General features: G+C 45.2%; 20 protein-coding genes. 6 read left to right on the top strand and 14 right to left on the bottom strand.

Translation table 11 applies throughout. The features are described 5' to 3' along the window. Window positions 1-228: 228 nt before the first annotated feature. Together OH459_RS12560 and OH459_RS12555 are read left to right on the top strand one after the other, a co-directional pair. The gene (locus tag OH459_RS12560) at window positions 229-1,041 is read left to right on the top strand and encodes a winged helix-turn-helix domain-containing protein (protein ID WP_269986983.1); all 813 of its coding nucleotides are present in this window, start codon (window positions 229-231) and stop codon (window positions 1,039-1,041) included. After that, window positions 1,032-1,526 (top strand): hypothetical protein, encoded by a 495-nt coding sequence (locus OH459_RS12555; RefSeq protein WP_050925465.1) that lies wholly within the window; start codon window positions 1,032-1,034, stop codon window positions 1,524-1,526. The genes OH459_RS12560 and OH459_RS12555 overlap by 10 nt, the downstream gene beginning before the upstream one ends. A 175-nt stretch (window positions 1,527-1,701) precedes the next feature. On the opposite strand, the gene fruA is transcribed toward OH459_RS12555, so the two are convergent. From fruA to fruB, 3 genes are read right to left on the bottom strand one after another with little or no spacing between them, the layout of a single operon-like run. Next, the gene (gene fruA / locus OH459_RS12550) at window positions 1,702-3,435 is read right to left on the bottom strand and encodes a PTS fructose transporter subunit IIBC (protein ID WP_269986982.1); all 1,734 of its coding nucleotides are present in this window, start codon (window positions 3,433-3,435) and stop codon (window positions 1,702-1,704) included. Between the two features lie 19 nt (window positions 3,436-3,454). Next, window positions 3,455-4,444 carry a 1-phosphofructokinase gene (pfkB, locus tag OH459_RS12545; RefSeq protein ID WP_269986981.1) on the bottom strand — a complete coding sequence of 330 codons (990 nt, stop codon included), beginning with the start codon at window positions 4,442-4,444 and terminating at the stop codon, window positions 3,455-3,457. Window positions 4,445-4,455: 11 nt separating this feature from the next. Next, window positions 4,456-5,589 carry a fused PTS fructose transporter subunit IIA/HPr protein gene (gene fruB / locus OH459_RS12540; RefSeq protein ID WP_050936418.1) on the bottom strand — a complete coding sequence of 378 codons (1,134 nt, stop codon included), beginning with the start codon at window positions 5,587-5,589 and terminating at the stop codon, window positions 4,456-4,458. Between the two features lie 418 nt (window positions 5,590-6,007). On the opposite strand from fruB, the gene cra reads away from it, so the two are divergent. Then, entirely contained in the window at window positions 6,008-7,003 is a 996-nt protein-coding gene (gene cra / locus OH459_RS12535) for a catabolite repressor/activator (RefSeq protein ID WP_005451680.1), read from the top strand. Here the strand turns inward: cra and OH459_RS12530 are convergent. Continuing rightward, complete coding sequence (locus tag OH459_RS12530) at window positions 6,993-7,946, bottom strand: endonuclease/exonuclease/phosphatase family protein (protein WP_269986980.1); 954 nt, start codon at window positions 7,944-7,946, stop codon at window positions 6,993-6,995. The two genes, cra and OH459_RS12530, sit on opposite strands and share 11 nt — an antisense overlap. Window positions 7,947-8,072: 126 nt before the next feature. On the opposite strand from OH459_RS12530, the gene OH459_RS12525 reads away from it, so the two are divergent. Next, window positions 8,073-8,609, top strand: coding sequence for an RNA-binding S4 domain-containing protein (locus OH459_RS12525; protein ID WP_050908757.1), 537 nt, complete (start codon window positions 8,073-8,075; stop codon window positions 8,607-8,609). A gap of 115 nt (window positions 8,610-8,724) precedes the next feature. On the opposite strand, the gene OH459_RS12520 is transcribed toward OH459_RS12525, so the two are convergent. The 7 genes from OH459_RS12520 to OH459_RS12490 all read right to left on the bottom strand — a co-directional run bounded on the left by OH459_RS12520 (window position 8,725) and on the right by OH459_RS12490 (window position 15,188). Next, the gene (locus tag OH459_RS12520) at window positions 8,725-9,543 is read right to left on the bottom strand and encodes an EAL domain-containing protein (RefSeq protein ID WP_269986979.1); all 819 of its coding nucleotides are present in this window, start codon (window positions 9,541-9,543) and stop codon (window positions 8,725-8,727) included. Window positions 9,544-9,636: 93 nt separating this feature from the next. Further along, on the bottom strand, window positions 9,637-10,557 hold the full coding sequence (locus tag OH459_RS12515; RefSeq protein ID WP_269986978.1) for an amino acid ABC transporter permease: 921 nt from the start codon (window positions 10,555-10,557) through the stop codon (window positions 9,637-9,639). Window positions 10,558-10,635: 78 nt separating this feature from the next. Further along, window positions 10,636-11,454 carry a transporter substrate-binding domain-containing protein gene (locus OH459_RS12510; RefSeq protein ID WP_005451692.1) on the bottom strand — a complete coding sequence of 273 codons (819 nt, stop codon included), beginning with the start codon at window positions 11,452-11,454 and terminating at the stop codon, window positions 10,636-10,638. 9 nt (window positions 11,455-11,463) lie between these two features. Continuing rightward, window positions 11,464-12,261: an amino acid ABC transporter permease gene (locus OH459_RS12505; protein ID WP_009703114.1), complete on the bottom strand. Its 798-nt coding sequence runs from the start codon at window positions 12,259-12,261 to the stop codon at window positions 11,464-11,466. 3 nt (window positions 12,262-12,264) lie between these two features. After that, window positions 12,265-12,999, bottom strand: a complete 735-nt coding sequence (locus OH459_RS12500; protein ID WP_005451695.1) for an amino acid ABC transporter ATP-binding protein — start codon at window positions 12,997-12,999, stop codon at window positions 12,265-12,267. 135 nt (window positions 13,000-13,134) lie between these two features. Next, window positions 13,135-13,773: a lysoplasmalogenase gene (locus tag OH459_RS12495; RefSeq protein WP_005451697.1), complete on the bottom strand. Its 639-nt coding sequence runs from the start codon at window positions 13,771-13,773 to the stop codon at window positions 13,135-13,137. Between the two features lie 266 nt (window positions 13,774-14,039). After that, window positions 14,040-15,188 carry an iron-containing alcohol dehydrogenase gene (locus OH459_RS12490; protein WP_269986977.1) on the bottom strand — a complete coding sequence of 383 codons (1,149 nt, stop codon included), beginning with the start codon at window positions 15,186-15,188 and terminating at the stop codon, window positions 14,040-14,042. Between the two features lie 181 nt (window positions 15,189-15,369). Here OH459_RS12490 and OH459_RS12485 point away from each other — a divergent pair, with 181 nt between their 5' ends. Next, window positions 15,370-16,251: an AraC family transcriptional regulator gene (locus tag OH459_RS12485; protein WP_005451701.1), complete on the top strand. Its 882-nt coding sequence runs from the start codon at window positions 15,370-15,372 to the stop codon at window positions 16,249-16,251. Window positions 16,252-16,528: 277 nt separating this feature from the next. After that, entirely contained in the window at window positions 16,529-19,693 is a 3,165-nt protein-coding gene (locus OH459_RS12480) for a chitinase C-terminal domain-containing protein (RefSeq protein WP_269986976.1), read from the top strand. Between the two features lie 102 nt (window positions 19,694-19,795). Here OH459_RS12480 and glgC read toward each other — a convergent pair whose 3' ends face one another. The 3 genes from glgC to OH459_RS12465 form a co-directional block, all read right to left on the bottom strand. Continuing rightward, window positions 19,796-21,010 (bottom strand): glucose-1-phosphate adenylyltransferase, encoded by a 1,215-nt coding sequence (glgC, locus tag OH459_RS12475; RefSeq protein ID WP_005451706.1) that lies wholly within the window; start codon window positions 21,008-21,010, stop codon window positions 19,796-19,798. A 387-nt stretch (window positions 21,011-21,397) separates the two neighbouring features. Then, window positions 21,398-23,146, bottom strand: a complete 1,749-nt coding sequence (locus tag OH459_RS12470) for a formate--tetrahydrofolate ligase (RefSeq protein WP_050937805.1) — start codon at window positions 23,144-23,146, stop codon at window positions 21,398-21,400. 237 nt (window positions 23,147-23,383) lie between these two features. Continuing rightward, window positions 23,384-24,688, bottom strand: coding sequence for an inosine/guanosine kinase (locus OH459_RS12465; protein ID WP_009700365.1), 1,305 nt, complete (start codon window positions 24,686-24,688; stop codon window positions 23,384-23,386). Between the last annotated feature and the right edge of the window lie 59 nt (window positions 24,689-24,747).

Genomic DNA, 24,747 nt, shown 5'->3' with positions numbered 1-24,747 from the left:
CAAAAAACAAATAATTTCAATCGATTTAGATACTTACGAAATTGTGTGTTTTTTGTGTAATCAGAGGCTGTTCATCGCAATTTATTGATGATGCAATGCAGAGCTGCTGGGTGATTCAGTGCGATGGTGTGAATTGTGAACACTGAGAGTTTTCTGATTTGATTTTGCAAACCTAACCTATAATTCAAGGAGTTGAGAAAATAGTGAGACTGTATGCATAGAATCTATTTGGCCAATTTAATCCTCGATCCGACGACAAGGAAATTGTCCAATTCACGAGGCAGTGATGTACCGTTAAGGCCGCTCCCTTATCAAGTGTTGAACCTGTTGATTGAAAAACAGGGTGTTCATGTCACTCGAGAGGAGTTATTTGAAACGTGTTGGGATGGTTCGGTAGTCACGGATCAAGCACTAACTAATGTCATCTCGGGCTTGAGAAAGAAGCTAGGGCAGTTGGATGCAAAAGGCGTAAAGATAAAAACCGTTAGCAAAATTGGTTATTTATTAGAAATTGATGACGACGCTAAACCCACTAAACAAAAAGTACAAATTCCGGATTTAGAAACATTGGAACCAGAGTCCACCGAAACGGTTAGAACTTCCGTTCAAAGACCAACTGAATCGCGAGATAAGGCATTGAACTTGGCACCAATGCTGAGCTTGATACTTGTTTTAGCACTTGGTTCAGTATTGTATTTTCGTCCTTTCGCACCACATCCTGATTTCCTCAATAATTCTGAATATGACGACTTTTCCGTCTCTGAAACGGACTTTTATTTTTACGACCTCAAACATGATGAGCTTAATCTTTCGGCTTTGGCAACCAGTCTGAATGAGGATTCATTTCCTGTCTGTCCGGCAATTGTTTATTTACGCGTTTCCGAATCAGCTTATCAAGAAGGTGCGTACATTTTGCGTGCCTTTGCGTTTGCTAAAAATAGCAATAAGAACGTCAACTACATTAACTTCTCACTTGAGATTGAGTCGTTAAAAGAGACCATCTTGGAGAGCATGAGGAGGGCGGACGCAATATGCAAATAAACAAACTCGCCGTGCTTAATATCGGATTGACACTCGCTTTAGTTGGCGTTGCCGTACATCAAAAGTACTTTCAGTCGGATGAGATTACTGGGTCCCGCTGGGCTTGTGCGACCTATGAAGAGGACTTTATCACGAAAGGCTATCGACGATATGAGCACATCAAAGATCGCTCTGTAGTGGTGTTTAGCTCCGATAGGGATATGTATATCTTTCAAAAAGGTTCACTTCTAACTAAGACGGGTGAAAGTAAAGAATACGAAATGATTTTCAATGGTAAGTATAAGGTCGATGGACATGAGTTATCAGTGGATTATCAAAAGGTAAGCTGGAATCACCAACCGACAGAAAGCGAAGTGTTTATCCGCGACATGAACTCGTATGTTGGAACGAAAACGGACTTTATTTATAAAGTTGAAAATGACCGTTTGTTCTTTTTCAATCAAAGCGAAGCAGAGGAAAGTAACTTTGTTTGTTACCGAATTTAGTCATCCATTCGTTTTTTCATATTTAGTTATCTGACCACGCTTCTGTTCGCCTCTCTACAATAAAAAACACCTCCCAATGCCGAAGCAGAGGGAGGTGTCGAATGCCAAATCGAGGGAGGCATTGTTAATCGTTAATCAATCGTTGCCTAGGTGAGCACAAGCTGACCGTTGACGATTAAGCAGCGGCTTGTTGTTTCGCTTCTGCTTTGTTCTTTAGGAACGCGTAAGTGAAACCCGTTACCGCTGTACCTGCTGCGATTGCTACCAAGTACATTAATACCGGAGAAATTGCATTAGGGATTAACAGTACGAACAGACCACCGTGTGGTGCCATTAGTTTTGCACCGAACAGCATAGATAGTGCACCCGTTAGTGCACCACCCGCCATACATGATGGGATTACACGCATTGGATCTTTCGCTGCAAATGGGATTGCACCTTCAGAGATAAAGCACAAACCAAGAACGAATGATGCTTTACCTGCTTCACGCTCGCTTTGTTCAAATTTGTTTTTCGCAATAAATGTCGCAAGACCCATACCAAGTGCTGGGACCATGCCTGCCGCCATGATTGCAGCCATAGGAGCGTAAGTTTGAGAAGCCAATAGACCTACACCGAATGCGTAAGCTGCTTTGTTTACTGGACCACCTAAGTCGAAACACATCATTGCGCCAAGGATAATACCTAGTAGTACAGCACTGTCAGAACCCATGTTGTTTAGGAAGTCTGTCAGACCGTTCATGATGCCTGATACCGGACCACCTACGATGTAAATCATAACTAGACCAGTGAACAAGGTTGCCACAAATGGGATGATCAGAATCGGTTTAAGTGCTTCCATCGATTGTGGAAGTTTCACTTTATCTGCAAGGAACTTCGCGGCATAACCAGCAATAAAACCCGCAGCGATACCACCAAGGAAACCAGCGCCAGTAGAGCTTGCAAGCATACCGCCGACAAGACCCGGAGCCAGACCTGGGCGGTCAGCAATTGAGAATGCGATGTAACCTGCAAGTACAGGAATCATCAGAGCAAAAGCGGAGCCGCCACCAATGTTCATCAGAGCAGCCGCTAATGTGCCTTCTTCTTTAAACGCTTCGATACCAAATACGAAGGATAGGGCGATGATCAAACCACCAGCAACAACCACAGGGAGCATGTGCGATACACCTGTCATTAGGTGTTTGTATGCGCCTTTCTTCTCTTCAGTCGCTGATGACGCGCTTGACGAGCCAGAATGTTGGTATACGGTTGCTTGTTCAAACGCTTTGTCCATCTCTTCTGCGGTTTTCTTCAGAGCTGGACCTGTTTTAGTGCGGTACATCTTCTTGCCGTTGAAGCGGTCTAGTGGCACTTCGATGTCGGCAGCGATGATTACCAAATCTGCGTCTGCGATTTCTTGGTCAGTGAGTTGGTTTTTCGCACCTACTGAACCACGAGTCTCCACTTTGATTTGGTGACCGCGGCGTTTACCTTCTTCTTCCAGTGCTTCCGCCGCCATGAAGGTATGCGCTACGCCTGTTGGACATGCCGTAATTGCAACGATTTTCTTCGTCGCTGATGCACTTTCAACTGGTGCCGCAACATTTGTTGCTTGCGCTAAGGTTGCTGCGCTTTCTACTGCAGTTTGTAGGAAAGCAGATGCGTCTTTAGCTACGTCGCTGATATCTGATAAGTAGACTTTTTTACCTACGAAACGAGAAGTATCAACTGGAGTGTTAGCCGCAATTACGATCGCTTCTGCTTGTTCAATGTCAGCGTCTGTTAGTCGAGTTGGTTCAATCACGCTTGATTGGCATTCAATCTTCGCATTCCAACCTAACTTAGCGGCTGCTTGTTCTAGTAGACCTGCCGCAATGATGCTGTTCGCAACACCACTTGGACAAGCTGTAATGATGGCAATATTCATACTGATAACCTTCTGTTCCTTAGTTTTTGTCTAAGTTAGTATTAGGGTAAAGCTCGGTTACTTGTGTTTGGAGCTTGATGTTCTCCAGTTCTTCCTGACTGGTTATGCCTACGCCAACTTGGCTAACTGCAAGAGCAGAAAGCGCGGTAGCGAAGCGGAGTAAATCGTTTTTCGGCATCACTTGCATGTGACCCCAGCACAAGCCCGCAACAAGCGTATCGCCTGCGCCAACAGTGCTTACAACATTCATTCTTGGTGGTTGTGCGCGTAGCCATTCACCTTGGTTAAGCCACATCACACCGTCAGCGCCCATTGACACAACGATGTTCTCAATGCCTTTATCGCTAAGTGTTTGCGCCGCGATTTGGCATTGTTCTGGTGTGGCTAGGTGTTCGCCAACAAAATCACTGAGTTCTTCATCGTTTGGCTTGATTAACCAAGGATACGCTTCGATGCCTGCACGTAATGCGGCTTTACTGCTATCAAAAAGCACTTTCTTACCTTGTTGGTGCAGCGCTTCAATCCACGTTGCGCATTGCTCTGCGCTTACGCCGCCAGGTACGCTGCCGGCAAGAACAAAGTAATCGTGTGTTTCTGCAAGGCGGAATAGGGTTTGTTCAAAGCGAGCGATTTCTTCTGGCGTGACTTGCACACCAGGGAAGTTGATATCGCTGACTTGACCATCTGCCTCAACCAGTTTTACGTTGATGCGCGTTGCGCCTTCGACTTCAACAAACTCGTTGTGAACCTTGATGTCGTCGAAAAGCTGGTGGAACAGTTCAGGATTGTCTTTGCCTAGAAAGCCAGTCACTGTCACGTCCGCACCTAAGTCACTCAGAACTTTGGCGACATTTACGCCTTTACCAGCAGCATGCAGGTTGCTCTTTTCTACTAGGCTGACCGATCCCACTTTTAGTGAATCCAGTGAACCCGTTAGGTCAAGGGCAGGGTTAAGCGTAATGGTCACGACTTTGTTTGTTGCTTTTGTCGATGAAATTGTTGCTGTCATGAATCCGTCCCTTAACCTTCACCAAGACCAGAAGCGATTGCTTTACCGATGGATTCGAGAGCTTGTGCTGCGTCTGGACCTTCAGCAGAGAATTGAAGCTGGTGACCGTGTTTTACACCAAGCGCAATAACTTTCATTAGGCTCTTTGCGTTTACTGGTTTAGCGTCGCCATCTAAGTTAGCAACACGGATGGTTGATTCGAATTTCTTCGCTTCCGCGACCAGCATTGCGCCCGGACGAGCGTGCAAACCGTGCGCGTTCTTAATCTTGAACACTGCAGTGTTGCCATCTTCAGATGCTTCGCTTGCTACTTCTTCGCCTTTGAATAACGCTAGAACTTGCTCTGCAGAAGCATCAAGTAACTTGTTGTGTTCGTTGTTAAACACAAGCTTTGAAATTGTGCTTAGGATCGATTGGTGCGCGTTATTGCAAGCAGCAAACGCAACTAGAGCACGAACTTTCTCGCCTTCAAACTCACAGTCATTCGCTGTTGATACAAAAGAAACACCAGTGCGAGTTACTTGCTTATCGCTACCGACTAGCCACAGACCTTGACCAAGGTGCGTCGGTGTTTTCGTCACAAGATCCGCAACGAATTCTGCACCAGCACAACCTGTATTCTTAAGTAGACCACCCGCAACCGCGCTCATCTGAACCATGTCGCTTGCAGGGAAGAGAAGTTGAATTAGAGAGGCATCGAAATCTGCTTCTAGCTGAACGTCACCATGAAGTAGGGCAATGATGTCATCTTCGCTTTTCGCATTGCGTAAGCGCTCTTCAACACCGTCTGCGCCCAATACTTTTGTTAGCTGCTTTAGGATGCCCAAGTGCTCATCTGATTTTGCCGCGATACCAATAGCGACGAAAACCTTATTGCCGTCACCCCATTCAACACCTTGTGGGAAGTGGTGAACCGCAACACCCGTGGTTTTAACCATTGAGCGTGTGTCTGTGGTGCCGTGAGGAATCGCGATGCCGTTACCCAAGAATGTTGAGTTTTGGTTTTCACGGTTTAGCATGCCCTCTACATAGCCTTGTTCTACCAGACCTTTGTCTGTCAGGCTTTGAGCGATGTTTTTAATCGCTTCAAACTTATCTGTAGCGGATTGAGATAGGGTAATGTCGTTCTTACTTAGCTTAAGCATGGTGCTTCTCCAGCCTTAAGGTATCTATTTCTAATTCATCTTGGCTACGCGGCTCGTTCTTCGATACGTAACCTTGTTTATCTATTCTTTGCTGAACCGCTGTTCCTGTTAACCAGTATTGTTTGCTACGAAACTGCTTAACCTTAACAATAAACTGAATCGATTCAGCAATTGATCAAATTTTTAAAACACTCAGCGAAACTGTTTTTAAAATCAAAACTTAATCATCCAGTGATTGATTGCCTCTAAAGCCTAGCAAAGCAAACCTCACTTGCTGTTTTTTGGTGATTCTCGTCAATTTTTAAGTTTTGCTGAATCCTTTCAGCTTTTATACTGAATCGGTTCAGCATATAATTCAACTTATCGAAGGATCGTTGATGTATTAATATGATCCTGCGCACAGAATAGGGCTTAGAATATGACACTGGATGAAATAGCGAAATTAGCTGGGGTTTCAAAGACGACAGCAAGCTATGTGATTAACGGGAAAGCGCAGAAATACCGCATCAGCGAAAAGACTCAAAAGAAAGTCATGGCGGTGGTAGAGCAGCATAATTACAAACCGGATCACGCGGCTTCTTCTTTACGTGCGGGAAACTCGCGTTCGTTCGGTTTGATCATTCCAGACCTAGAGAACACCAGTTACGCACGTTTAGCAAAACTGATTGAGCAAAACTCTCGTAAAGCAGGTTACCAAATCCTGATTGGTTGCTCGGATGATAACCCGCAAACGGAAGAGAAAGTGGCTGAGGCATTGGTTAGCCGTCGTATTGACGCATTGTTTGTCGCAAGTAGCATGCCGGCTGCCAGTGAGTATTACTTAAAGCTGCAAAACTCGGGCACGCCCGTTATTGCACTTGACCGGCCAATGGATGATGAGCATTTTTGCTGTGTGATCAGTGAAGATTTTGACGCGGCATTTGAGTTGACTGAGTCGGTTTTGTCCTCTGAAATCAAATCGATTGGGCTTATTGGCGCTTTAGCAGAACTTCAAGTTTCTAAAGAGCGTGAATTGGGTTTTCGTTCTGCTTGCCAACAAGAAAGCAAAGATGTGCTGGTAGGATATGGTCAGCATTTCTCGCGAGAAGAAGGTAAGAAAGTGCTAGAAAGTTGGATTGCGAATGACGAATTACCTGATGCGTTAGTGACTATGTCATACACCTTACTCGAAGGGGTGTTAGACGTTATGTTAGAAAAGCCGGAGCTGATGGCGAAAGTGCGTTTAGCAACCTTTGGTGATAACCGTCTATTGGACTTTTTGCCAATCAAAATCAATTCTTTACCGCAGCAGTTTGAACTCATTGCCGACAGCGCGATGGAGTTGGCGCTTAATGCGTCTGCAAAACGCTACAAGGCTGGGGTTGAGTTGATTCCACGTAAGATTGTGAAACGCCACATCGACGCTAAAGCTTAATTTCTATCGTCAGCGCCACAAACGCGTGGTCGCTGGCGTTTTTATCTCGCTCAAAAGAGGGGTTAATTAAGTGCGCATCCAGCACTTCATATCTCGTCACTTCCGCTATCGATATGTCTGCATGAGCATCGAATTCCTGCGATAGCAAGATGTAGTCCAACACATTTCCTTTTGCAAAGTGGTAATGCGTTGCTGGGCGTGGCTCCAGAGTAGGCGCTACTTGCAATTCCCATCCGTCATTTAGTTGCAAATCAGTGACGCTGTCACCGTAATGTTCAATCAAAACCTTGTTAACGCTTGTGGATGTGATTGCTTGGTTCATGTCTCCCATTAACACGGTGGGCATTGAGTCGCGTGCATACTGCTTTTGCATTGCGTCGCGTAGCATGGCTGCTTCCCAACCGCGTTGTTGTGTTGATAGCCAGCGCGCAATTGGTTTGCTTGCATCTGCAGGTGCCTCTGAATCAGCCGGTCTTTGTGATTTTAAATGCGTAACATAAATTGCAATATGCCCAATGATAGGGTGAACGATGATTGCTCGAATTGGTTTTCGGCTGAAAGGGGGCGCAGAGAAATCACCGAAGGCGTTGAGCGTTTCTTTATCGAAAGTGACGGCTTCATAACTTTCAATTGGGAAGCGGGACGCGATTGCCACTACAGGACGAGAGTAGATGTAGTCACCCTCAATATGCGGTGTATCGACACTGGCAAAGTGCTGATATCCCATTGTAGTAAAGAAGGCTTTGGTTTCTTCAATGCTGAACACTTCTTGTAAGCCGATGACATCCGGGGCGAGTTGCTCGAGCTGTGATTTTGTCCAAGTGAGTTTGTCCTGCCAGTCGTCGAGGGAGTAAATGTTCTCGAAGTCATAATACGCGCCAGGTGGAGCAACAAAGTTGAACAGATTGGCGGTGGCAAAGGTAATGCAGTTCTTATTAGACAAAATATTGCTCGTTCAAGGAGTTATTGGGTGAGTATATACCCAATTGGACAAGTTGAGTGAAGATCACGTTTCTATTTGTACGCATTCCGTTTAAACTCCGTTCATCAAGAAAAATGAGTAACGAACATGACCCAAGATTACGAACACGAAGAGTATTTAGAAGGCGAAGAGATTGAGATCGAAGCGATCGGTATCGACGTCGACGCGCACCCAATTGAACTGTACAAGCTTTTCAAAATCGCAAACTTGGTGAGTGGCGGTGGTGAAGCAAAACACATCATCGAAGAAGGTTATGTTGCGGTAAATGGTGAGCTAGAAACGCGCAAACGTCGCAAGATGTACGACGGCGATTTCTTCGAGTTCAACCAAGAATACTATGTTGTTGTGTGCGATGCGCCAGTAACTGAGCCAGAAACTGCGGAACAAAAGGCAGAGAAGAAGGCGAAGAAGGACGCGCAAAACGCGCGTAAAGAAAAATCTCGTTCGAATAAGAATGAGAGAAAAGCTAAAGGTCCTCAATCGACGGGTCGTAAAGCGTCGCACAAAGAGCGTAAGGCACAGAAAGAAGCATTGTCTCAATCTGCCAAGAAAGGTAAGAAAGAAGACAAGCCTCAAGTGAGTCGCGATCCAAAGAGTGGGCGTAACTCTATCGACTTCTTCTAAGTGATTTACCTATAACACGGATAATTTCACAAGCGCCGCTTCGGTTATTGACCAAGGCGGCGCTTTTGTATTTTGCGGTTGTGGATTTGACTGATAAGAATTTGGGGCTGATTGGTTAGTGTAAAACTTCGCTGTTTTGCGCGTGTTTGGTCCAGTGGTTAATCGAGTTTGGCTTAGCTAGGTAAAAGCCTTGGTAGTAATCAAGATTAAGCGCTTGCATAGCGGAGAGCTGCATGTTTTCCTCAACCCCTTCAATAACAACTTTCGCATTCATCTCTTCGGCCAGTTCAACTGCATTGGCAATCGCAAGCGTATCGCCAGAGCAGTAATCAAGAAGGTAAGAACGGTCTATCTTGATAATGTCGGGACAAAGTTGCTTAACGCGTGACATATCGGAATGGTGGGAACCAAAGTCATCAATGGCGAAAAGAAAGCCATTAGCTCGCATTAGTTGTACCGCTTGGATCAGTAATTCAGTATCACCACACGACTCTTCAACCACCTCAAAGACCACATCAGAAGGTTCCATACCTAGCTCATGCAACCGCTTATACAGCAAACCGTTATCTTTAAAACCCATGTCTTTGGTCAGTGTTAATAAGGTTTGCGGCATGACGTTTAGAAATAGTTTTATCGGCGAACCTGCGAAATGACGTGCAAAGTTTCGGATATGAATTGCCCGAGATAGAAACTCCATACAAAGTCGGAAGTAGGTATCTATGCTGGCATCGGTAAAGAAAAGATCTGGACGAATGTTGGCTCCGTCTGCGCCTCGAATGCGCAATAGGGCTTCCATACCGATCATGTTTTGGTGTTTATCGAAGATTGGTTGATAAACACTATGGAAAGTATATTGATTGAGCACGACGTAATATTCGCCAAGGCTGTCCTGCCTTATGTATTGCTCGTAATCGGACTGCTTCTTTAACTCCATGAAAAACGCCAAAAAAATAGCATGAGAGCGAATGTAACAGGATGGAATTCGGATTTGAAGCGCTAGGCTGTCTTAATTTTGAAGCCCTTTGAGTTAATTTGAAATAGATTCCGATTTTTTCTCGATGTATCTAAAAAACATTGATAGACCGAAACAAATCAGAAAGTAAACCAAGCCCACAATTAGCCAAATTTCAAAAATGTAACCGGAAGAGTTTGCCATCTCGGTACCAACAAAGGTCATTTCTTGAATCGAAATCAGTGAGACAATAGATGTGTCTTTGACTAAGGAGATAGTTTGGCCTGCCAATGCTGGCGTAATAGCTTTGAGCACTTGTGGGGCAATGATAAAGCGATATTTGACCCAACGAGATAAACCGAGAGAATCTGCGGCTTCCCACTGTCCTTTATCGACACTTTGTAAACCAGCACGAACCACCTCAGCAATGTAAGCGGAAGAGAGCAAGCCTACGCAGAGAACTCCTGACGCTAGGTTCTCCCACAAATTCGCCGGACCAAAGAAGAAGCTTTGTAGTGCATTGGGTTCGCCGCGATAGTTGCGAAGTAGATCTTCTAACCCAAGTAACGGGATTAATTGGTTTGAAATAAAAAAGTAGAAAATAAAGACGAATACCAATGGTGGAATATTTCTCACCAACTGAATAAACGCGTTGGCAGGTGTGCGAAACCAAGCCGATTCCGAGAAGCGGGCTAAGCCAAGTAGGGTGCCTAATATAAGTGCGAAGCTAATGCCCCATAAACTCAGGCGTAACGTTGAAATCAAGCCTTGAAAAAAATATGGCAGCCCACCATCAGCACGCGGAGTAAACAACAAATCAATGGCTTCTTTCCAATGCCAGATGTAGTTCACCCCTACGGTGGAGCGGTGGTAAAGCCAAACCCCAACTAACGCGCAGATGGCAAGCAACACCCAATCAAGTAGGTTAAAACGGTTTAAGAAAAAGCCTGACTTTGTTTTGGTTAGTGCAACACGAGTGGTGGTTTGTCCGCTCAAGGTTTGACTCCGATAGTAAAGCGAGGACCGACCCTTCATTCGAGTCGGTCTGTGTATTCGATGTATTAGTTTTTGCGTTTATTGACCGTGTGCTACTTGGTCTTGCCAATCCAGTGTTGAGAACCAGTATTCGTAGCGCTCATCTAACCAACCGTCTTGGGTACGTGCTTCAATCCATTTGTTGAAGAAGGCTTTTTTGTCTTCTTCACCTAAGCGAACGGCAAAGGCTTCGTTACCTTTGGATAGACGCTCAGTAAATGGAATGAACAACTTATCCGCGTGTTTGATCGCTTCATGCTCAGGTTTAGGGCTCGATGCAATCACCGCATGTGCATTGCCGTTTAGAACTTCTTGGAATGCTTGTGCGTCATCATCAAATTGAAGGATTTTTGCTTTCGGGAATGTTTCACGCGCTACTTGAACGGTAAAAGCACCACGACGAGCTGCAATTTTCACTCGGCGAGAATCAAAGTCAGAAAACTCGCTAAAGCCAGCTGCCAGTTCTTTGTTCGCTGCAACTTGAACACCTGAGTGTGAGTAAGGTTCAGTGAACAGTACGCTCTTAGAACGTTCTGGAGTAATCGACATACCGCCAATGATAACGTCAAATTTCTTGGCTAGTAGAGCAGGGATGATACCGTCCCATGCTGTTGGTACGAACTCAACCTTCAGACCAGAATCTGCGGCTAGGCGTTTAGCGACATCAATTTCAAAGCCAATCAGTTCGCCTTGTTTATTTCGCATTGCCCAAGGTACGAATGTCGACATACCAACGCGAAGTGTGCCTCGTTCCTTGATTTGATCTACGTTTGGTGTTGCTGCTTGCTCATTGGCTAACGAAGGTAGAGCAATCGCAAGCCCCAATAATGCAGTAATGGTCGCTTTGAATAACTTCATGTTATCTCCTTATAATTTGCGCCAACTGGCTCCTAGTTTGTGTTCTAGCCAAGCGGATAAGCCAGAAAGTGATAATGTGAGAGCAAGGTAGATTGCTGCCACAGTAAACCAAATTTCAAATGGCATCGCCGTTTCCGATACGATGTTTCTTGCCTCGGTCGTTAAGTCGAATATTGCCATAACACTCACAATCGAAGAGTTTTTAATCAATGACACGACTTCGTTCGTCAATGGCGGCAGGGTGCGCTGAAGCACCTGCGGTAGGATCACGTCTTTGTATGCAAAGAAAGGCGATAAACCTAAGGTCTTCGCTGCTTCAAATTGACCTTTTGGAATGCTGTTCAAGCCTGCTCGGAAGATCTCTGCCGTATATGCACCTTGGAAAAGCGACAACGCCAACACCGCAGTGCTGAATCGATCTAAACCAATGACTGGTCCGAACACAAAGTAGAGCAGGTAAATTTGTACCAACAGCGGCGTATTACGAATCAGTTCCACATAAGCTGTGCCAATCGCGTTGCCTACTTTGGAATTGCTCAAACGCAATAAAGCGGTGATTAAACCAATGACCAAAGTGAAGAATAGACTAATGGCAGAGATTTTTAAGGTAACGATGAGACCATCGACCAATTCTGCTGGCCACCATTCACCATCTTCGTAGAAGGCAATGTAGTCGGGCACGCGCTCCCATTGCCATTGGTAGCCCATGGCTTGAGCTCCTGAATCGAGCACCCAAATAATCGCAATCAAAAGAATCGCGATTTGTAATATGGCTTGTAAGACCGGTTTAAGGATTCGAACAACCATAGGCTAGTAGCTCAGGATTTGATTTAAGAATGCTTGCGTACGTGGGTGTTGTGGTGTTTCAAATAGTGCAACGGGGGAGTTCATCTCGATGATTTCACCTTCGTCCATAAACACAACACGATTCGCTACTTTCTTTGCAAAGCCCATTTCATGCGTCACACAAATCATGGTCATGCCGCTCTGCGCCAGTTCTACCATGACATCTAATACTTCGTTGATCATCTCTGGATCAAGTGCTGATGTTGGTTCGTCAAATAAGAGAAGGTCCGGCTCCATACAAAGCGAACGGGCAATGGCAACACGTTGCTGCTGACCGCCTGATAGTTGAATCGGATATTTGTTTGCTTGCTCTTCAATGTTGACGCGCTTGAGGTAGTGCATCGCTCGCTCTTCTGCTTCTTGCTTCGACAGTTTTAATGTACGAATTGGCGCGAGAGTAAGGTTTTCTAAAACGGTCAGATGCGGGAATAGATGGAAGTGTTGAAACACCATGCCGACTTTACCCGGCTTATGGGTTTTGGCGTTAGCTGGTTGCTCAAAGACGTTGAGTTCACCTTCTTGGATAGATTCTAAGTGATTGATACAACGAATAAGAGTGGATTTACCTGAACCGGAAGGACCACAAACAACAACGATTTCACCGGTATGTACTGAAAAATTAATATCTTTAAGTGCGTGGTATTCTCCATACCACTTGTTTACGCCGCTGAATTCAACAACGATATTTTTTTCTTTCAAGGCTGCCAACTTTTAGAATAAATTTCTTTCTACAATAACAAGTTATTAACCGTATTGCACCTGTTTATAAGGGTTAAACTGTCCAACTGGTGAGCAAATAACTCATTACAAAACTACCTGACAATGTAGTCAATTTTAAAGAAAACGGATCACTATCGCGAAGACAGACATGGTGATCAGAAACTGAGCTGAATAGTAGGTTGTCATGACGACTTGACGTGAAAATATCGAAGTGCTGCCAAAGCGCTCAAAGGCTAGCACAACGCCAGACATAGTGAAGATGAAACTGCCAAGCACCGCGAAAGCTGACGATTGTGTTTTACCACTTGCGTAATACTCCATCGCCATCCATAGCATCGTCATCAAAACAAAGATGTAGCTAGCAACGGACCATTTCTCTTTACCCAAGTCGGGCTTAAAGAACGAGTAAGCGCAAAGTCCAGCACCGAATACAGCAAATGGGAGCCAAGGGGTGAAATGCCAGGCTGCCATATTAATGAAGCCCAAGGCGTAACTGATCTGTGCGAGACAAAACAGTTTGATCCCAAAAACAAACTTATCTTTTGGGTGCATCATGATTAAATCACCGATCAGAGACAACGAAAGTCCGGAGATTACCCACTTTGTGTAGGGAAGGTGACTGGCTGGAGACATGAGTAACATGCCAATCATCGCGATGAGTGGCAGTGGTTTGGTCAGAAAGAACAGCCACTTTGGACCAGTCTTAATGCTGATGATATGTATGAGCGCACAAGCAATGACAATCAGCCACATACGATTAACTCTTGAATAGACGACATTACGCTCAATGTTTGATGAGCAAGCTAAAAAGGACACTTCGAATAGTAAGCACTTGGTTTGTTTTTAGTCATTGGCTTACATAAACACATCGAACTATCGCCTATTTGTTATTTTTCTAGCAGAAAAGTTCAATATTTATTGCATTGTCAGTGTTCGGCTAAATTAACATAAAAAAACGGTATTGTGTCTACGAGGACACAATACCGTTAAAAAAGGCAGTATTTTGATAGATTGAGTCGTTAAGCGACTGCTAGGTCAAGAATCTGGCGGCTGCTTTCAAGATCGATTGCTTGGTTTTCACCAAGAACAGTCATGCCATGTTTGCTCAGTTGTGCGATCACTGAGTCAATTGCTGCTTCGCGGTCATCACCGTAACCTTCTAATTGGGTTGCTACACCTAGTTGGTGGTAGAAAGTTTCGATCGCTTGGATCGTGCGCTCTGCCAAATCATCACCATCAGACAAACCAAATACGTTGCGACCCATTTGCTCAAGCTTAGGACGCTTAAATTGCATTTGGTTGCGAAGTAGGGATGGTTGAATGATTGCAAGTGAACGAGCGTGGTCAACATGCCACAATGCTGTAAGTTCGTGACCGATCATATGCGTTGCCCAGTCTTGTGGAACACCACTACCAATTAGACCGTTGAGTGCTTGGTTTGCTGTCCACATCAGGTTTGCGCGCCATTGGTCGTTGTCACATTCTTCAAACTGTTCGCCCAGAACTTTTAGGTTTTTCAGTAGTGCTTCTGCATAGCCGTCTTGAACCATTGCACCAGTAGGCAGTGTTAGGTACTGCTCACAAACGTGTACCCATGCATCTACGACACCGTTGATCAACTGACGCTCTGGGAGTGTTTTCATTACATCAGGATCAAGGACCGCAAATTTAGGCTGCACGGCAGGAGCAAGAAACGCCAATTTATCTTGAGTTTCCTTTTTGGTGATAACTGCGCCCATGTTTGATTCTGAGCCAGTAGCTGGAAGTGTCAAAATCGCGGCTAGTGGTGTCGCTTCTGTCACTTGATGTTTGCCAACCATGATGTCCCAGCCATCACCGTCGTATTTTGCCGATGCTGCAACGTACTTAGAACCATCAATAACCGAACCACCACCTACGGCAAGGATAAAATCAACGTTTTGTTCTTTTACGATTGCAACGGCTTTATCTAGCGTTTCTTTGGTTGGATTTGGCTCTACACCTGAGAACTCAAGCCACTCGCGACCTTCTAGAGCTTGCGCGACTTGGTCGTAAACACCGTTCTTCTTAATTGAACCGCCACCATAAATGACAAGTACTTTTTGACCGGTAGGGATCGCGTTTGTAATTGCGGCGATTTGACCTTGTCCGAAGAAGATTTGAGTTGGGTTGACGTATGAAAAGTTCATTATTAGACCTCTTGCTTCCATTGTGAGGAGAGTGAATACATGCATATTAGTACGCGTCGATGCGCCTTAGTAGGTCGATTTCTGTAATTTTTTTGCCTATTTCTACAAATGTGTGTTCGTTGTGCTGGAACTGTAATCAGAACTCCAAGTATAGTGCGTGGAAAGTTATTGGAGTGACACAATGAAGACACTTGCTCAGATCATGCAACAGTACGCCACTAAATTTGATTTGGATAAATTAGAAGGCATTAAAGAAACCGCTATTGACGGCGTGTGGTTTTACCGCAGTAGCAAAGGCAACAACCGCCAACCTTTTGTTTATCAATCTGGAATCATTGTTCTCGGGCAGGGACACAAGAACATCCATATCGGTCAGACGCCAGTTCGCTATGGACCAGATGACTATTTGGTGGTTGGAGTTCCTATGCCTTTAGAATGTGAAGCCATTGCTGTCGATAATGAGCCGTTGCTCGGGATTTCAATTGATATCTCGCCTGCGATGCTGCAAAAGCTGGTAAAGAAACTGGAATCGCAACGCTATAGTAATGTATGTGAAGACGAGACCCGTTGTGGTTTGAAGTCAGTTCGAATGAATGAGCAGATGCTGGATGCGTGTAAACGTTTGATGACGGCTTTGTGCGATGACCTTGAAGTTGCAATGCTTGGCGACATGTTATTGGAAGAGATTGTCTATCGAACATTAGTGAGTGAGTCAGGGCATGTTTTGTTCGAATTAGCACATCAAGAAGGGTCATACGCGCGCGTGGCGAAAGCGCTTAACCGCGTTCATCAAGAGTACCATGAACAACTGAATGTTCAGACGCTAGCTGAAGAAGCGAACATGAGTGTTTCAGCGTTTCATCAAGCCTTTCGAAGCGTAACGCTTGAATCACCTCTGCAATACATCAAAAAGGTTCGCTTAAATAAAGCACGCGAATTAATTCAGTTAGAAGGAAGACGGGTAAACGATGCAGCACGTTTAGTTGGTTACAGTAGCCCATCACAGTTCAGTCGAGAGTACAAGCGCCACTTTAACGAAACTCCAAGATCAACAAAGGCTTAGTGATCTTTATTTCAAAATTACGACTTTTTTCGTCTTTTTTAATAAATTGCGATCGACATATTTATTTGAGTAATAAAATTAGTTATTGGTGCAAAATAAGATGTCTTTTGTTGCAACGTTTTAGTGGATTCTTGAGAGGTGTTGCTGAAAATTTATAAATATATAGTGTGAAACTCTGTAGTTGTACTTAAGTTATTTTACGTCGAAACAAAAGTAATGGTGCGCGGTAGTTAAGCGTATTTTGTATTGTATTAACAATAACTTAAGGAAGAGCAATATGCACCTTAGAAACGGGAAAGCAGTGAAGAGTGTATTTACACTCAGTACGTTAACTGCATCTTGTCTAATGGCTTTCAACACCTATGCGGCGGTTGATTGTGCCCCTCTAGAAGTTTGGGACTCGTCAAAGGTTTACAATGGCGGTGACCAAGTTCAACACGAAAACAACGCTTACAAAGCGCGTTATTGGACCCAAAACAACAACCCTGCGCAATCAGGTCAGTGGGGTGAATGGGAAAACCTAGGCGCATGTGGTGATACGGGACCTATCGATCCACCTGTGAATGAAGTACCGACGGTTACGTTAACATCACCTTCTGCGTCGGCTTCGATCACCGCCGGTGACGTGGTTAACTTAGCTGCGGATGCCTTAGATACTGACGGCACAATCAGTAAAGTTGAGTTCTTTGTTGATGGTGCGCTGGTTGGCACTGCAACAGCTGCGCCTTTCACGGCTTCATGGACGGCAACTGAAGGTGCTCACGAGTTCTCTACCAAAGCGTATGATGACAAAAATGCAGTGAGTGCGGTTAGTGCTGTCACTCTTAATGTAAATGCAGGTCAGCCAGGCAACGAAGCCCCAACCGTTGATGTTGCTCTATCTGCAACTTCTATCGAACTTGGTGGCTCAGTCACGGTAACTGCGAATGCTGCTGATGCAGATGGCACAGTCGCTAAAGTTGAATTCTTCGCTGCGGGTGCGTTGATCGGCACCGCAACAGCAGCACCTTATGCCGTTGACTTTATGCCTGCACAAGCGGGTAGTGTATCTGTTTACGCGAAAGCAACGGACGATGCTGGCGCAACAACAGATTCTTCACTTGTTTCATTGACCGTCAATGGCGGCGCAGTGACGTCGAACTGTCGTCCTGACGGTCTGTACCAAACAGCGGGTCTAGATGTTCCTTACTGTACTATTTACGACGAAGAAGGTCGTGAAAAAATGGGTGCCGATCACCCACGTCGTGTCATCGGTTACTTTACTAGCTGGCGTAGTGGTGATGACCCACAAGCAGCATATCTAGTTAAAGACATCCCTTGGGACCAACTAACTCACATCAACTACGCGTTCGTAAGCATCGGCTCTGACGGTAAAGTTAATGTTGGGGATGTGAATGATCCAACTAACCCTGCGACGGGCAAAACGTGGCCGGGTGTTGAAGTAGATCCAGCGCTAGGCTTTAAAGGTCATTTTGGTGCATTAGCGACTTACAAACAGAAACACGATGTTAAGACGTTGATTTCTATTGGTGGCTGGGCTGAAACGGGTGGTCACTTCGGTGCAGACGGTAACCGTGTTGCTGACGGTGGCTTCTACACGATGACGACTAACGCAGACGGTTCAATCAACCATGCGGGTATCGAGAAGTTTGCGACATCTGCTGTTGAAATGATGCGTACATACAAGTTCGACGGTCTAGACATTGACTACGAGTACCCAACTTCTATGGCAGGAGCGGGTAATCCTTACGATAAAGACTTCATGGAACCACGTCGTCCATACTTGTGGGCGTCTTACCAAGAACTTATGAAAGTGCTTCGTGAGAAGTTGGATGCAGCATCAGCACAAGATGGTCATCACTACATGCTAACGATTGCAGCGCCTTCTTCAGGTTACTTGCTACGTGGTATGGAAACCTTCGACGTTACTAAGTACCTAGATTACGTAAACATCATGTCTTACGACTTACACGGTGCTTGGAACGACCACGTTGGTCATAACGCGGCACTGTTCGATACAGGTAAAGACTCTGAGCTAGCACAGTGGAATGTATATGGCACTGCGGCTTACGGTGGTATCGGCTACTTGAACACGGATTGGGCATACCATTATTTCCGCGGTTCAATGCCGGCTGGTCGTATTAACATTGGTGTTCCTTACTATACTCGTGGTTGGCAAGGTGTGACAGGTGGTGAAAACGGCCTTTGGGGTCGTGCAGCATTACCAAACCAGTCTGAATGTGCGCCTGGTACAGGTGAAGGTGAGAAGAACAACTGTGGTCACGGTGCTCTAGGTATCGATAACATGTGGCACGATACTGACCCTAAAGGCAACGAAATGGGCGCAGGTTCTAACCCAATGTGGCACGCGAAGAACCTAGAGAAAGGCATTTGGGGTTCCTATGCTCAAGCGTATGGTCTAGATCCAGTTAACGACCCTTCAGACCAATTGGTTGGTACCTACACGCGTAACTATGATGATGTTGCGGTAGCTCCATGGCTATGGAACGCAGAGAAGAGCGTATTCCTTTCAACAGAAGATAAAGCGTCTGTTGAAGTGAAAGCGGACTACGTTATCGATAAAGAGATCGGCGGTATCATGTTCTGGGAGCTTGCGGGTGACTACAACTGTTACGTACTAGATGCGAACGGCAACCGTACAACGATAGATGCAACTGAACAAGCGTGTGCTGCAGGTAATGGTGAGTACCACATGGGTAACACGATGACCAAGGCGATTTACGATAAGTTTAAGTCTGCAACACCTTACGGAAACAAGATCGCGACAGGTCCGATTCCAACAGAAGCAGTAGACATCGCTGTTAGCGTTGGTGGCTTTAAAGTTGGTGACCAAAACTACCCAATCAATCCTAAGATCACGTTTACGAACAACACTGGTCAAGCGATTCCTGGTGGTACAGAATTCCAGTTTGATATTCCTGTATCAGCACCGGATAACGCGAAAGATCAATCTGGTGGTGGTCTAAGTGTGATTGCTTCTGGTCACACTCGTGCAAACAACATCGGTGGTCTAGATGGTGTTATGCATCGCGTATCTTTCTCTCTACCTGCATGGAAAGACTTACCAGCAGGCGGTACTTACGAGCTCGATATGGTTTACTACCTACCAATCTCTGGGCCTGCTAATTACACCGTAATTTCTGGCGGTAAAGAGTTTGCGTTTAAGTTTGAGCAACCAGATCTACCAATTGGTGACTTAAACTCTGGCACCGGTGGTGGTGGCGGTACTGAGCCTGGTACTTGTGACACTGCAGGGTTAGTTACTTACCCAGACCTGCCACAAACTGATTGGCAAGGTAACCCAAGCCACGCTAACCAAGGTGACAAAGTGATTCACAATGGTGTGGTATACCAAGCAAACTGGTGGACTGCATCAGAGCCGGGTAGTGATGGTAGCTGGACAACAGTATGTAATATCTAATCCAAATTGAGTGGATGACAAAAGCGCGCGATTTACATCGCGCGCTTTTTTATTTGGTGAGCTTGGTTTTTCTCTATTGATGATTACATGAGAGCAAAAAAGCTAGAACTGGTAACCTTCCGGAATAACTACGATGCCTTTTTCAGAAACATGGAATCGCTTTGCGTCTTCAATTTTGTTTATTCCAATTTGAGTATGAGGGGGAATTCGAACGTGCTTGTCGATAATACAACTCACCAACTGACAGCCTTCTCCAACTTCGACATCATCAAAAATAATGCTATCTACGACAGTTGCACTATCATGAATGCGCACATTTGATGCTATCACTGAGTGCTGAACAGACCCTCCCGAATTGATAACGCCATTGGCGATGATTGAGTTTATAAAAATACCTTCATTACCTGTGGCTGATGAAACGGTTCTTGCTGGTGGAAATTGCGCTTCATAAGTGCGAATCGCCCAGTTAGGCTGATACAAATTCATTGGTGGTACGGGTTCTAAAAGGTCCATATTGGCTTCATAGAAAGAGTCAATCGTACCTACATCGCGCCAGTAGCAATCTTTGTCTACACGACCTTTACTGCCACAGAATTTATAAGCGTAAACGGATTGAGTATCGATGAGCTTTGGGATTATGTCTTTGCCAAAGTCATGGTTGGAATCGTCGAGTTTCGCATCTTCTTCAAGAGCGTCTTGTAGTACGTCCATATCAAAAATATAGATACCCATAGAAGCCAAGCTTTGAGTTGGATCATCTGGCAGAGTAGGTGGGTTTTCTGGTTTTTCGACGAAAGATTCGACTAAACCATTCTCTTTGATGCCCATGACCCCAAAGGCGGTTGCATCTTCAACAGGAACATCCATACAAGCGACCGTTAACTTCGCACCGTTTTCTTTATGCTCTTCGAGCATCGCTGCGTAATCCATGCGGTAGATATGGTCACCAGAAAGAACGACGACGTACTTTGCATCGTTTCGCGAAAGTAGCCACATATTGTGGTAGATCGCATCGGCTGTACCTTCGTACCATGCACCACCTTTGCGCATTTGAGGTGGAACTGCCGTTATGTACTCACCAAGTTCGGGATTAAAGATGGACCAACCATCTCGCAAGTGTTTCTGTAGTGAATGTGATTTGTATTGAGTGAGAACCAATATCTTGCGTAAACCTGAATGAAGACAGTTAGTTAGCGTGAAATCAATGATACGATACTTACCGCCAAAAGGAACCGCTGGCTTGGCTCTATCATCGGTGAGAGGGCTTAACCTTGACCCCATACCACCGGCTAAAATTACCGCGAGTGCATCTTGCATAATCTTCCCTTTCCCTTATCTTACGTGCCTCGAAAGCGCTCTAAAGCCTGAGGAGTTAGCCAACTGCTGATTGCTATTCGATGTGCACAGTGAGTGTCCTTTGTTTTTTAGAAATCGTTTTGTTATATACCCTAGTACAAGATTCGAGCCATAGAATTTTATCAATGAAATCAATACATTTTGATAAATGAAGCGTTAACTTTGCACTATATTAGGGAGTGGGGAAATATGTCGTGCACTAAATTGGTGAGACCGGAGTGACCAAAGGTTGTCTATAACCCGATTTACAATGTAAAGCGGCGTTAAAACAATGAGGTAACGGGGGACGGGCAGAAATTAAAACAGGAGCTCAAAGGCTCCTGTCCATTGTAGAAAACAGCAGTGAGGCTATGACAGACCGATGATGTTACCTTGATCATCAAGGTCTAAGTTCATAAATGCAGGTTTGTCTGGTAGCCCTGGCATGGTCATGACGTTTCCTGAAAGTGCGTATACAAAGCCTGCTCCGGCACACAAGCGAAGTTCGCGAATCGGAACGTTAAAGCCACTAGGTGCGCCTTTAATTGCTGAATCTGTACTGAGCGACAACGGCGTTTTAGCAATGCACACAGCTAAGCCGTCAAAGCCAAGCGTTTCAAAGTGCTTGAGCTGCTGTTTTGCTAGATCGCTCATCTCGATATTTGATGCACCATAACCAGCTTCACAGACCGCCATCAGCTTTTCTTTCAATGATTGCTCTTTCGTGTAAAGAGGGGTGAACTCCGATGGATTCTCGCATGCTTCAACAACATGCTTAGCAAGCTCAACGGCACCGTCACCGCCTTTTGCAAATGCGGTGCTGATGGCAACTTTTACTTCAGGATTAAAGCGTTCTATTAAAGACTCTAATTCAGACAACTCTTCTATAGAATCTTGCGGAAATTGGTTGATCGCAACGACAGCAGGAATACCGTATTTATGAACATTATTGATGTGCCATTTCAGGTTTTCAAACCCTGCTTCTAATGCCATTTGATCGGGGTTGAAAATCGAATCCGGAATAGCCATGCCCGGACGCAAATCGTAGTGACCGGAGTTTGCTTTTAGGCCGCGTAATGTCGCAACAATCACAACACAATCAGGAGCTCGACCAGCCGCCGCCGCTTTTATATTACAAGCTTTTTCGAACCCCATGTCGGAACCAAAACCCGCCTCAGTGACAACGTAACTAGATAGTTTAAGAGCAATTTCGTCTGCAATGATAGAGGAATTACCGTGAGCGATATTAGCAAATGGACCTGCATGAATAAGGGTTGGCACACCTTCTAGGGTCTGCATTAATGTTGGAGCTATTGTCTCTTTGAGAGTGACAGCCATTGCACCTGCGACTTGCAAGTCTTCTGTGGTAACCGGTTGTCCCTCGATATCGTATGCCACGACAATACGCCCAATACGCTGACGTAAGTCTTTAAGATCTTTTGCTAGGGCAAGGATAGCCATAAGCTCAGAGGCTGCGGAGATATCAAAACCTTCACTACGTTCAAAACCGTTAATGGTCTTGCCTTCTTCATTCAGACCAATCTTCACCATGCGTAGTGCACGATCGTTGTGGTCCATTACACGTTTCCACGTGATTCGGTCAACATCGATTTTAAGTGCTTTTAGTCCAGTTCGTGTCTCGAACGCCGCGTAGCCTTCTCGTTGCTCGTGATAGAGACGAGCGTCAAGCGCGGCGGACGCAAGGTTATGCGCTGCGGTAACCGCGTGGATATCACCAGTGAGGTGCAGGTTCAATTCCTCCATTGGTGCAACTTGAGAGTAACCGCCGCCAGCAGCCCCACCTTTAACGCCAAATACTGGACCCATTGACGGTTGACGAATACATGCCATGACCGATTGATTGATTTTAGATAGCCCTTGAGATAAGCCGATTGTTGTAACGGTCTTACCTTCACCCAAAGGAGTAGGGGTAATCGCAGTGACCAACACTAACTTCCCGTCTTGATTTGTATTGAGGCGTTCAAGACATTGGGGATGAACTTTAGCTTTGTGTTTTCCGTGTGTATCAAATTCGTGCGGCAAAAGCCCTGCATTTGCTGCGACAGTAGCGATAGAAGACAACGGTGTGTTTCGGCAAATTTCAATATCAGACTGCATGGATACTCCAAAAAAATGGCTAACACGTGGCGTTCAACATCAAGCAATCGAAAGACTGTATTGCTGTTGCGCAAACGTTTGCGCGAGAATAATACTGGTAAAATAAGAGGTGTAAAGCAGTTCGTGCGCCTTAGCGTGCTACATAATAACAAAAAACACTAAATACTGCGCTAGATCAAAACAAAAAGGTCACCAAACGGTGACCTTCGCATATTTTTCGCTCTAAGTGCTTGGTTCTTAGCGATCCCAGTAGGTTTCTTCTAGGCTATCTTCACGCTCTGGTAGAGCACGGGATAGGCGAGGAGAGTGTTGGGTTAGCACTTCGTAACTTACACGGTTAGCGTACTTACAAATTTGAGATAGCGAAGAGTAAGTCAGACAACGTACTTCGTGTTTTTCTGAGTTAGGAACTTCTTTCTGGTGGAAAGAGTTGGCAGCCATGTCGTGCAGAAGAGCAGATAGCGCTGCATCACCAGCACCGTTGGTATTCTTAATCTCAAGTGGTCCACCTAGGTAAGGACCGATATGAGAGTACACTTTCATCGGCTGTTTACAGTCTTCTTTGCGCATAGCACGGCTAAATTCGAACTTGTTGAACTCATCAATTGAGCCTTCAAGGATATCGTGCGTTGTTTCGCGTTTCACTTGTTCTTCGGTGTAACCAGCCATGTATAGACCATCAGGACCAGCAGTACACAAAACCAGGTCTACCCACTCGAGTGCTTTGTCTGCGGCAGCAAGTGGATCAGTTTCTCCAGTAAGCGCAGCGCCTTCTTCCTCGTTCATTGCAACAACAGATACGTTGTCTCGAATGTACTCTTGCCACCACTCAGCGTTGCCTTCGATCACGTATTTTGTACCCAGCGTTAGTACAACAGGGACGTCGTGCTTCTTAGCAAAGTCGATCGCTTTTTGAACGGCTTTTGGCATTGGGTCATCTTCTTTACCACGCATTAGGTAAGATGAAACGACAAGAGCAGAGGCTTTTTCAAACACCTCTTCAGGAATGCTGTCAGGAGCTAGTTGGTTCATGTGACCTTCGTTAATTGCGAAAGTACGTTCACCATCTTGAGAAATTAGGGTGTAGCAGCGACCAATAGGACCATCTACAGTTTGCAGGTGGTTAAGGTTCATGCGTGAAGAGGTGCGGCACAGGTAACGGTATGCGAAAGAACCGACTTGAATGTTCTTAGACATAACACCAAGTAGTACAGATTTGCTGTCTGCCAATACAGAGTAGTTGTGCAGAGTGTTACCGATAGTATCGCCTGGGTATTGATGAGTAATCAGACCTTGCTCTACTAACTCTTCATATAGTGCGTCTGCTTTGCTCTCTTCAAGAACGAGAGAATGACCTTTGCTAAGGTTGTATTTTTCTAAAAACGCATCGTCTACGCGCGCTTCGATATCTACGATGGTTTGACCAACGCCGACAATCGTAGGGCGGTACAGCTTAGGCGCCTGTCGAATTTGGTTGACTAATGGATCTCGAGCGTGAGTTGGGAAGTAGTGTTTAGATTTACGCTGTCCAGGAAACTTCATGCTTGTTCTTGAGTGAGAAAAAAAGAGGCGGGATTGTATCACAAAATTTTGAAAATCGT

Origin of the sequence: Vibrio sp. MM46, assembly GCF_027587135.1 — a bacterium.
Taxonomy (GTDB): Bacteria; Pseudomonadota; Gammaproteobacteria; order Enterobacterales; family Vibrionaceae; genus Vibrio; species Vibrio harveyi.
The sequence above is the reverse complement of the archived record's forward strand: the minus strand, read 5'-3'. Positions and strand labels throughout refer to the sequence as shown.

Coding starts and splice junctions, on each gene's coding strand:
- OH459_RS12555 (WP_050925465.1), top strand. CDS start 1,032: ATGCAAATAAACAAACTCGCCGTGCTTAATATCGGATTGACACTCGCT.
- OH459_RS12525 (WP_050908757.1), top strand. CDS start 8,073: ATGACCCAAGATTACGAACACGAAGAGTATTTAGAAGGCGAAGAGATT.
- OH459_RS12480 (WP_269986976.1), top strand. CDS start 16,529: ATGCACCTTAGAAACGGGAAAGCAGTGAAGAGTGTATTTACACTCAGT.
- fruA (WP_269986982.1), bottom strand. CDS start 3,435: ATGAATATTGCCATCATTACAGCTTGTCCAAGTGGTGTTGCGAACAGC.
- pfkB (WP_269986981.1), bottom strand. CDS start 4,444: ATGACAGCAACAATTTCATCGACAAAAGCAACAAACAAAGTCGTGACC.
- OH459_RS12485 (WP_005451701.1), top strand. CDS start 15,370: ATGAAGACACTTGCTCAGATCATGCAACAGTACGCCACTAAATTTGAT.
- OH459_RS12510 (WP_005451692.1), bottom strand. CDS start 11,454: ATGAAGTTATTCAAAGCGACCATTACTGCATTATTGGGGCTTGCGATT.
- OH459_RS12490 (WP_269986977.1), bottom strand. CDS start 15,188: ATGAACTTTTCATACGTCAACCCAACTCAAATCTTCTTCGGACAAGGT.
- OH459_RS12520 (WP_269986979.1), bottom strand. CDS start 9,543: ATGGAGTTAAAGAAGCAGTCCGATTACGAGCAATACATAAGGCAGGAC.
- OH459_RS12470 (WP_050937805.1), bottom strand. CDS start 23,146: ATGCAGTCTGATATTGAAATTTGCCGAAACACACCGTTGTCTTCTATC.
- fruB (WP_050936418.1), bottom strand. CDS start 5,589: ATGCTTAAGCTAAGTAAGAACGACATTACCCTATCTCAATCCGCTACA.
- glgC (WP_005451706.1), bottom strand. CDS start 21,010: ATGCAAGATGCACTCGCGGTAATTTTAGCCGGTGGTATGGGGTCAAGG.
- OH459_RS12495 (WP_005451697.1), bottom strand. CDS start 13,773: ATGTGGCTGATTGTCATTGCTTGTGCGCTCATACATATCATCAGCATT.
- OH459_RS12465 (WP_009700365.1), bottom strand. CDS start 24,688: ATGAAGTTTCCTGGACAGCGTAAATCTAAACACTACTTCCCAACTCAC.
- cra (WP_005451680.1), top strand. CDS start 6,008: ATGACACTGGATGAAATAGCGAAATTAGCTGGGGTTTCAAAGACGACA.
- OH459_RS12505 (WP_009703114.1), bottom strand. CDS start 12,261: ATGGTTGTTCGAATCCTTAAACCGGTCTTACAAGCCATATTACAAATC.